The organism is Lysobacter antibioticus HS124, from assembly GCF_000336385.2.
In the GTDB taxonomy this organism is placed as follows: domain Bacteria; phylum Pseudomonadota; class Gammaproteobacteria; order Xanthomonadales; family Xanthomonadaceae; genus Lysobacter; species Lysobacter firmicutimachus.
In genome coordinates, this window is record NZ_HG424563.1 from 21,549 (window position 1) to 28,469 (window position 6,921).

10 protein-coding genes and 1 pseudogene are annotated in these 6,921 nt (G+C 63.9%); 9 read left to right on the forward strand and 2 right to left on the reverse strand.

Features of this window, described 5'->3' with window-relative positions; genetic code table 11:
- Nucleotides 1-68: 68 nt before the first annotated feature.
- A pseudogene (locus tag TX83_RS24270) lies at nucleotides 69-425 on the reverse strand (DUF3693 domain-containing protein); the annotation flags it as partial.
- Between the two features lie 152 nt (nucleotides 426-577).
- Between TX83_RS24270 and TX83_RS19240 the strand changes: the two are divergent.
- The 9 genes from TX83_RS19240 to TX83_RS19275 all read left to right on the forward strand — a co-directional run bounded on the left by TX83_RS19240 (nucleotide 578) and on the right by TX83_RS19275 (nucleotide 5,876).
- Nucleotides 578-838, forward strand: coding sequence for a hypothetical protein (locus tag TX83_RS19240; protein ID WP_064749614.1), 261 nt, complete (start codon nucleotides 578-580; stop codon nucleotides 836-838).
- Complete coding sequence (locus TX83_RS23485; RefSeq protein ID WP_186442652.1) at nucleotides 831-977, forward strand: hypothetical protein; 147 nt, start codon at nucleotides 831-833, stop codon at nucleotides 975-977. The genes TX83_RS19240 and TX83_RS23485 overlap by 8 nt, the downstream gene beginning before the upstream one ends.
- Nucleotides 970-2,160: a replication initiation factor domain-containing protein gene (locus tag TX83_RS19245; RefSeq protein ID WP_186442653.1), complete on the forward strand. Its 1,191-nt coding sequence runs from the start codon at nucleotides 970-972 to the stop codon at nucleotides 2,158-2,160. Before TX83_RS23485 ends, TX83_RS19245 begins: the two co-directional genes overlap by 8 nt.
- A 29-nt stretch (nucleotides 2,161-2,189) precedes the next feature.
- Nucleotides 2,190-2,459: a single-stranded DNA-binding protein gene (locus TX83_RS19250; RefSeq protein ID WP_064749616.1), complete on the forward strand. Its 270-nt coding sequence runs from the start codon at nucleotides 2,190-2,192 to the stop codon at nucleotides 2,457-2,459.
- A 55-nt stretch (nucleotides 2,460-2,514) separates the two neighbouring features.
- A complete protein-coding gene (locus tag TX83_RS19255) occupies nucleotides 2,515-2,730 on the forward strand; it encodes a hypothetical protein (RefSeq protein ID WP_064749617.1) in 216 nt (71 codons plus the stop codon).
- Nucleotides 2,731-2,741: 11 nt separating this feature from the next.
- The gene (locus TX83_RS19260) at nucleotides 2,742-2,948 is read left to right on the forward strand and encodes a hypothetical protein (protein ID WP_064749618.1); all 207 of its coding nucleotides are present in this window, start codon (nucleotides 2,742-2,744) and stop codon (nucleotides 2,946-2,948) included.
- 112 nt (nucleotides 2,949-3,060) lie between these two features.
- On the forward strand, nucleotides 3,061-4,440 hold the full coding sequence (locus TX83_RS22960) for a hypothetical protein (RefSeq protein ID WP_141233580.1): 1,380 nt from the start codon (nucleotides 3,061-3,063) through the stop codon (nucleotides 4,438-4,440).
- 2 nt (nucleotides 4,441-4,442) lie between these two features.
- Entirely contained in the window at nucleotides 4,443-4,727 is a 285-nt protein-coding gene (locus TX83_RS19270; protein WP_064749620.1) for a DUF2523 family protein, read from the forward strand.
- 6 nt (nucleotides 4,728-4,733) lie between these two features.
- Nucleotides 4,734-5,876, forward strand: a complete 1,143-nt coding sequence (locus tag TX83_RS19275; protein ID WP_064749621.1) for a zonular occludens toxin domain-containing protein — start codon at nucleotides 4,734-4,736, stop codon at nucleotides 5,874-5,876.
- A 711-nt stretch (nucleotides 5,877-6,587) separates the two neighbouring features.
- Here the strand turns inward: TX83_RS19275 and TX83_RS19280 are convergent.
- Nucleotides 6,588-6,921, reverse strand: a 334-nt coding sequence (locus TX83_RS19280; protein ID WP_222423792.1) for a DUF3653 domain-containing protein, incomplete at its 5' end; no start/stop codon positions are given.

Consider the following 6,921-nt stretch of genomic DNA (forward strand, 5'->3'; position numbering starts at 1 on the left):
CAGGAGGCCACGCAGGAAGCGCAGGAGCCGCGACCACGTACGGCACCCATAATTTCGCATAATGCATAGCTCGTTCCGCGCTCCACGCTCTGGAAAGCGGCCCTAGCGGGGGCGGGCAGCGACAGCACGCAGAGCACTAGCGTGAACGCTGCCGCCGCCCCGAGCTGGCGCGCCAGGGCGGCCCACACCTTCCGATCCTCGTTGGATCGCGCACGCTCCGACTCGATCAGGGCCAGCCAGGCGCCGGGCTCTTGTCCGATGGTCTTCGCCATCGCAGCTATCACATGAGCCTCCGCCTGTTTGCCTTGCTTCCGCCAGCCACTCACGGTTGCGCGATGGATACCCAACGCGATTGCAGCAGCGTTATCTGACGGGATTCCACGTGTCTCCCGGTACTTGTCAAGTAGCTTCAGGGTCGCGCTCATGTCTCCGCCCAGTTGACAGCCGATGTCTCCGGGGAATATACATGCCCTCAATGTCTCCGCGATGGAGACGGATGGGCGCCAGCGGGGACGGTCGCCCGGCCTCCCCCTAGACCCGGGGCGGCCGTCCCCGCAACTAGGGAGGGGTAGGGGACATGGCACAGCACATCAGCACCACGCTCGCCGATCTGGCGTGGGAGCAGTACGAGATCGCCAGCGCCGCCGCAGCGCGCTACCTCAAGGGCGATCAACTCGACTTCATCACCATCACCGACGAACGCGCGGCGTGTGCGTTCTGGCTCGACACATTCATGGCCTGCGAGCGCGAGTCGCTCGTGCACGTCGCGACCGCCGCGACGCCGATGCGCAATGCTCACCGCACTGGTAGCGCCAAGGAGGGCAAGCGCCATGCGTAACCTGTTCCGCCGAGTTCTCTGCGAGCTGTTCGGCCATCACTACGGCGATGCGTCCGACGCCGGCCGGGGCCCCGGTGTCATCTGTTATCGCTGCGGCGACCGCCTGCACCGCTGTAACGGGAAGATTCGTCATGGCTGACGGCTCGGGGCTCGTTGCGGTGAGCAATGACTATTGCTGGCGCTGCGGCATGACTGCCGACCACTACTTCGGCGACGGCTGCTGTTGGGCGTGTACCGAATATGCCCCCAGCGACCGGGGGGCGAAAAGCCCGTGTAGTAACACGGGCCAAAATGCACTGATCCCCAAGCGCCGAGGAAGCCTCACGAAGCCGAGGCGTTCTATTCCCAAGGGCGATCCCGGTGTCGGCGCTTTGGTGGACTACCTGTCGTTGACCCTGAGCGACGCAACGGGCCTGCTTGAGCTGGTCGGCGAAGAGGATTTCGCCGCGAAGCTGATCGCGATGCTGTTCGGCCGCGCCTGCGGCTTGACCGCCACCGAGCTTTCCGGAGCTGGTTTCCAGGGCTACACGAACAGCGCGCTCGTCATCGGTCCTGGCGGCGAAGTCGCCGGCAAGGTTGGCATCGGCGGTAACAACGACACCGCGCACGTATCGTTGACCGGTGCGGGCACCGCGTGCATCACCGACTGGCAACGCGCCGTGCACGGCCTGCTGCAACTGGGCGCGCGAATCACGCGTTGCGACTTGGCGTTCGATGACTACCTCGGCCAGTACTTCGACCCGCGCGACATGCACGAAGCCGTCCAGGCCGGCGAACTCGTCGTGCGCGCCAACGGGCCAGGGAAACCGCCCAAAACCCGCTACGTGACCGATCACGGCAGCGGGGCGGGGTGCACGTTCTATGCCGGCCAGAAGGGTCACAAAGAGCTGTGCGTGTACCACAAGGGCAGAGAGCAGGGCGACCCGGATAGTCCCTGGGTGCGCGTCGAGGTCCGTTTCTATTCGAAGCGCCAGCAGTTGCCGCCCGAAATGCTCTTGCAACCACTGGCCTACCTGCGCGCTGCGTACAACGTGTGCGAAGCGATTCCGGCTGACGTGACCGAACGGCTTCGTACTGTGCGCGCGAAGGTCGAAGCAACGGCGGTCGCGTGGGCGCGCTTTATCAAAAATCAGGTGGGTCGGTCGTTGACGCTGGTTCACCAAGTCTTCGGCGATGACGCGGACGCCTACATCCGCGAAGCCCTCTGCCGACCGGGTGTTCCCGGCAGATTCAAGGGATTCAGCAGCGAACACCTCATGCAGTACCTACGAGAAGGGCTCGGTCATGTTGACCGCCGCGATTCGGTGGGCGCTCTGGCTTGAGCGCAACCGCCCCAACCAGGAGAAAAGCCATGCACGTTGAATTCAAGAGCAAGACCAGCGCCAACCATCGCGAATACAAGAACAAGTGGTACGGCGAACAGCAGGCGGCACTGCACGTTGCCGGCGCGGACTACCCGCTGCCGTTCAAGGTCAACGTCGAGCGCGGCCACGAATACGAACCGGGTCAATACAACCTGGCCGGCGACAGCTTCGGCACCGATCAGCACGGCAACCTGCGGTTGAACCGCGTCCGCATTGGCTCGCGCATCAGCGCGCCGCCGCCGCTGCCGAAGGGCTAACCAACCCGAAGGCCGACCGTCGCTTGCGGCGGGCGGCCCATCACCGAGAACGACCATGGAAGAGCAACCCGCACAGCTCCTAGTCCAGTACTGCAAGGCAGCGGACTACAACGCCACGACCGGTGAGTGCGCCGCGCCCTTCTACGGTCCCGCGTCGAGTTTTCCGCCTGCGCTCGACGTTGCCGAAGGCTTTCAAGTATCCGTCGTGATCGTCGGTGCCTGGGCCGTTGGCTTCTACATCAAGCAGGCCCGTCGAACCGCCAATGTATAGGAGATACCACCATGCACACCAAGATCGCCACCCGCGTCAAGCAGGGCTTGACCGCGCTGTCCCTCACTGCTTTCGCCGCTGCCGCCAACGCGGGCGCCATGTCCGAAGCCGTCAGCGGCGGCGTGGACAAGGCCGAACTGCTGCTGATCGGCGTCGTCGTTCTGACCATTTCCGGCGTCGTCCTCATGGTTCGCTCCGGCAAGCGAGTCGCCAGCTAATCGACATAGGGCAGGGGCGGGCAACCGCCCCTGTGTTCGTTATGGAATACGCAGGCTATTTCGTGATGCTCGCGCTTCTCGGATTCGCTTGGCTCGCATTTGAGGACTAGTCATGCGCCAAGCGTTCCTGATCTTTCTCGCCCTTCTTTCCGTTCTCGCTGCGCCTGCCGCATTCGCGACCACCGGAACCTGTTCTAAGTCGTATTCGTTGAGCGTGGATGACGGTTGCGCAAATGAAGGCGATGCCGCAGCGGCGGCCTTCGCCGCGGCGCGTGGACGCGTGGATGCCGGGAACCCGAGCTATCCCGACTGGGTGGTTTGCGGCCTCACCAATGATCCTCCGCCGTCCGCTGTTGCGGTCAAGATTTGCCTATCGCCTACTAATAGCACTGGCGTTGCCGCGTATACCCGGTACTACAACAACACCTGCTCGTCGTTGGGTGAAAGGCTATCTAACAGCGTCGCGATCAACGGCACCATGAGGTGCGACGCGGGGTGCGAGCACCGTTTTTTCAACGATGGCAAGAATCCGCCGAAGAAGGTTGCGACCGGCAGGTCGTGCGATGTGTGGGACTATGAGTGCCCGCCGGGCTACGTGCGTGGCGGTGGCATTGCGTCTTCCCTAATGTCTGTGAACTGCATACCGGACGGCCCGCCCGAGTGTCCTACAGGTACGAGGCTGGAGGAAGGTAAGTGCGTTCCGGACCAGCAGTGCCCGAACGGCCAGCATATGGATTCTCAAGGCAAGTGCACCCCGAACAAAGAAGAGTGTCCCGCCGGCCAGACCAAGGGACCGGACGGAAGTTGCGTCGATGACGGCAAATGCCCGGCCGGACAGGTGCGCGGCCAGGACGGCAGTTGCAAGAAAGACGGCGACGGCGACGGCGATCCCGACCCGGGGGAGGACGATGGCAAGTTCTCTGGCGGCGACGATTGTAAGAACCCGCCGCAGTGTTCCGGCGACAACATCCTCTGCGGTCAAGCGCGCATCCAATGGCGCATCGACTGCAACACGCGGCGAAACGAGAACGTCACAGGCGGCGCCTGCAATGCGATGCCGGTTTGCACGGGTGAAAAGTGCAATGCAATGGAATACGCCAGCCTCCTGCAAACGTGGCGCATGCGCTGCGCGCTTGAGCGCATGGAGGCCAACGCGGGCGGCTCGGTTGGCGGGGCAGGGCAGCAGCCCGACTGGACTAAAGTCCCTGGCATGAGCCAAGACCCGGGCGCCGGTAGCGCACCCGGCGACACGAACATATGGGCGCCAGCTGAGCGCATAGACGGAAGCGGACTCAACGCATCCGGTTTCGTCGGCGGTGGCGGGACGTGTCCGGGCTTCAGTGTCGGTTCCGGTGGTAGTGGCCTCACCAGCGGGTTCATGGGCGTCGTTTCGTCTCCGCCAGCTTCCTGGTGCAACTTCATCAGCTGGGCCGGGATCGTGTTCAACCTCTTCGCGCTCATCACCGCTATTTTCATTCTCGCGAGGCCCTGACCATGCCATTGATTATCGGCGCGCTTGTCTCTGCGCTACTCAACGCACTGCGAACTTACTTGCCGGGAATCGTTGGTCGCGTGCTTCTCGCCATCGGTATTGGCGCGGCGGTTAAGGAGGTGGCATTGCCCGCGTTGCTGGGCCTGATCCAGGCCAAGGTCGGCACGCTGCCTTCGTTGCTGCTCGCCTACTTCGGCGCCTTAAAGCTCGATATCGCTATCACGCTGATTCTTTCGGCGATGGCGGCCAAGGCCACGCAAAAAGTCATGCTTGCCAAGCTGGGGTAACAGAACATGCTGATGCTCGTCACCGGCCAGCCGGGCCACGGAAAAACCGCTTATGCGCTCTGGCGCGCAATGAAGCTCAAGAAGGAAGGGCGCGAGGTCTACGCGCACGGCATCAAAGATCTTGCCTACGATCAGCTTGGCTTTAAGGCGATCGACAACCCGCAGGACTGGCAGTCCTTGCCCGATGGCTCTGTCGTCGTGCTGGACGAGTGCTATGGGACGTTTCCGAATCGCAACGCGGGATCGAAGGTCCCCGACCATGTGGACGCGATGGCGCGGCATCGTCATCGCGGCTTCGACTTCATCCTGATCGCACAACAGGGCTTGCAGCTCGATCCGTTCCTGCGTGGCCTCTACGAAGAGCATGTGCATGTTAAGCGCCGCTTCGGCAAGGCCACCACGCTCAAGCGTTGGAGTTCGTACCAGGGCAACGTTAAGTCGGCCTGTTCCGACGAGTCGCAATGGATTCGGCCCAACGAGGTCTTTCAGTACTACACGTCCACGGTTCTCAATACGAGCCGCCTGCATGTGCCGATGTGGCTGCGCTGGATTGCCGTTCTGCTTTTCCTGCTGCTTTGCGGCTCGCTCTACCTCAAGCACAGCTATGAGTCGAAGATCGAGAAGTTCGCCGCCGAGAACAAATCGGCCTCGGTGGGCGTGGCTGGCGCGGCTCCGCGCGGAACGCGTGGGGGCGCGTCGGACGCGGCCGGCGTGCATTACGACACCCCCGGCGACTACGCCAAGGCGCATCTCCCGCGTTTCGCCACCATGCCGTGGACCGCGCCCGTGTTCGACCAGCGCCAGCCTACGGCCGATCCGCAGCTTCTCTGCATGTCCGCGGAGGCCGGCACCGACGCAGATGGAGGCCACCGCGACGCGAGTTGCACCTGCCTGACGGAGCAGGGCACGCGCTACGACATTAGTCAGGGCGAGTGCCGGCGCATCGCTCGGGATGGCCCGGTCTATAACCCTTACAGGCAGCTCGCCGCCGCGCCCCAGGCTGCGCGGCAGGATGAGCCCGCACCGTCGCCACCGTCAGCGCCGAACGCGCCCCAGGCGAGCGCGGGCGCCGTTCTGAGGGCAGGGCAGATCAGCACGTATGGTGACCTTGCCGTGCCCGCGTCGGCGCCGGCCGGGAATTCCAGCTAAACGCCTCACCCGCGCCTGCGCTTGGTCCGCGTTAGGCTTGCACGCGGACCACTCGCGCCAGGCCGAGCCAAGCGCGACACCGCTCCCGCCAAACCCGCTTTACGGAGATTGCAGGCATGGACGAGTTCGCAATCGCAGTGACGGGCCTCTCGGGGCTCGTAGTTGCCGCCGGCGTGCTGGGCTTGGCCTTCATCGGGCCGCCGTCTTGGTGGCCGGGCCAGCGCAGCCATGCAGGAAAAACTAGCAGGGACCGCTATCGGACCATTCGGCGCCGCGCTTTGTCAGCCGTTGGCCGCTGATACATCGGGAGGTGGCGCTGGTCTCGGGCTGTTGCTGCCGCCTAAGCTTTTCTAGTTCGGCGTAGAGTTGAGCCACGTCAGCGCGAAGCGTGTCGCGCTCGGCTCGTAGCGCGTCGAACTGCTTTCGGACGCCTTGCTTTTCCGCCAGGGCACGTGAAGCCAGCAGGGCAGCTTGTCTATCCTCGGCGGCTGCCTGCTGCTTTCCGATGATGTAAGCGGTCGCTATTGCGGTTCCGACCAGCCCAATCAGTACGAAGACGGTCAGGCCGGGGCTAAGCCAGCCCCATTTTGTGGCTTCATCGCTTCTGATGATGTGTCGTCTCTCTTCCATAAGCCCCCCGGTAGTCAAAGCTAGGATAAGAAAAAGGCCCCCAGTTGGGGGCCTCGTTCATTTCTGGCGATCGCCAGCGTCTCAGCCGGCAGTGACGCCGCCGACCCGGAAGTCGGCCAACTCGATCACGACGACCTTGACCGGCTGACGGCCTCGGGCGGCCTGGGCGGCTTCCCGGCGGTTCCGGGCAGAGCTGGCCCGATCCGTACCGGCTTCCCGCCACAACAGCCCGCGCAAGCGCTCGGGGCTCACGCGTTCGCCGCCGGGGCCGACCAGATCACGCCCGCGCAAGCGCCAGCCGGACCACGGGCCGGTGAGGTTGAAGTGGTTATGGGCCTGTTGCTGCAGCAACGCGGCGGCACAGTCGTTCGGGCATTTCTGGCCCTCAGACCAGCACGGGGGACGAGTCGTCACG

What these genes read in the sequence shown, in the direction of transcription:
- TX83_RS19240 (WP_064749614.1), top strand. Translation starts at nt 578, where the DNA reads ATGGCACAGCACATCAGCACCACGCTCGCCGATCTGGCGTGGGAGCAG.
- TX83_RS23485 (WP_186442652.1), top strand. Translation starts at nt 831, where the DNA reads ATGCGTAACCTGTTCCGCCGAGTTCTCTGCGAGCTGTTCGGCCATCAC.
- TX83_RS19245 (WP_186442653.1), top strand. Translation starts at nt 970, where the DNA reads ATGGCTGACGGCTCGGGGCTCGTTGCGGTGAGCAATGACTATTGCTGG.
- TX83_RS19250 (WP_064749616.1), top strand. Translation starts at nt 2,190, where the DNA reads ATGCACGTTGAATTCAAGAGCAAGACCAGCGCCAACCATCGCGAATAC.
- TX83_RS19255 (WP_064749617.1), top strand. Translation starts at nt 2,515, where the DNA reads ATGGAAGAGCAACCCGCACAGCTCCTAGTCCAGTACTGCAAGGCAGCG.
- TX83_RS19260 (WP_064749618.1), top strand. Translation starts at nt 2,742, where the DNA reads ATGCACACCAAGATCGCCACCCGCGTCAAGCAGGGCTTGACCGCGCTG.
- TX83_RS22960 (WP_141233580.1), top strand. Translation starts at nt 3,061, where the DNA reads ATGCGCCAAGCGTTCCTGATCTTTCTCGCCCTTCTTTCCGTTCTCGCT.
- TX83_RS19270 (WP_064749620.1), top strand. Translation starts at nt 4,443, where the DNA reads ATGCCATTGATTATCGGCGCGCTTGTCTCTGCGCTACTCAACGCACTG.
- TX83_RS19275 (WP_064749621.1), top strand. Translation starts at nt 4,734, where the DNA reads ATGCTGATGCTCGTCACCGGCCAGCCGGGCCACGGAAAAACCGCTTAT.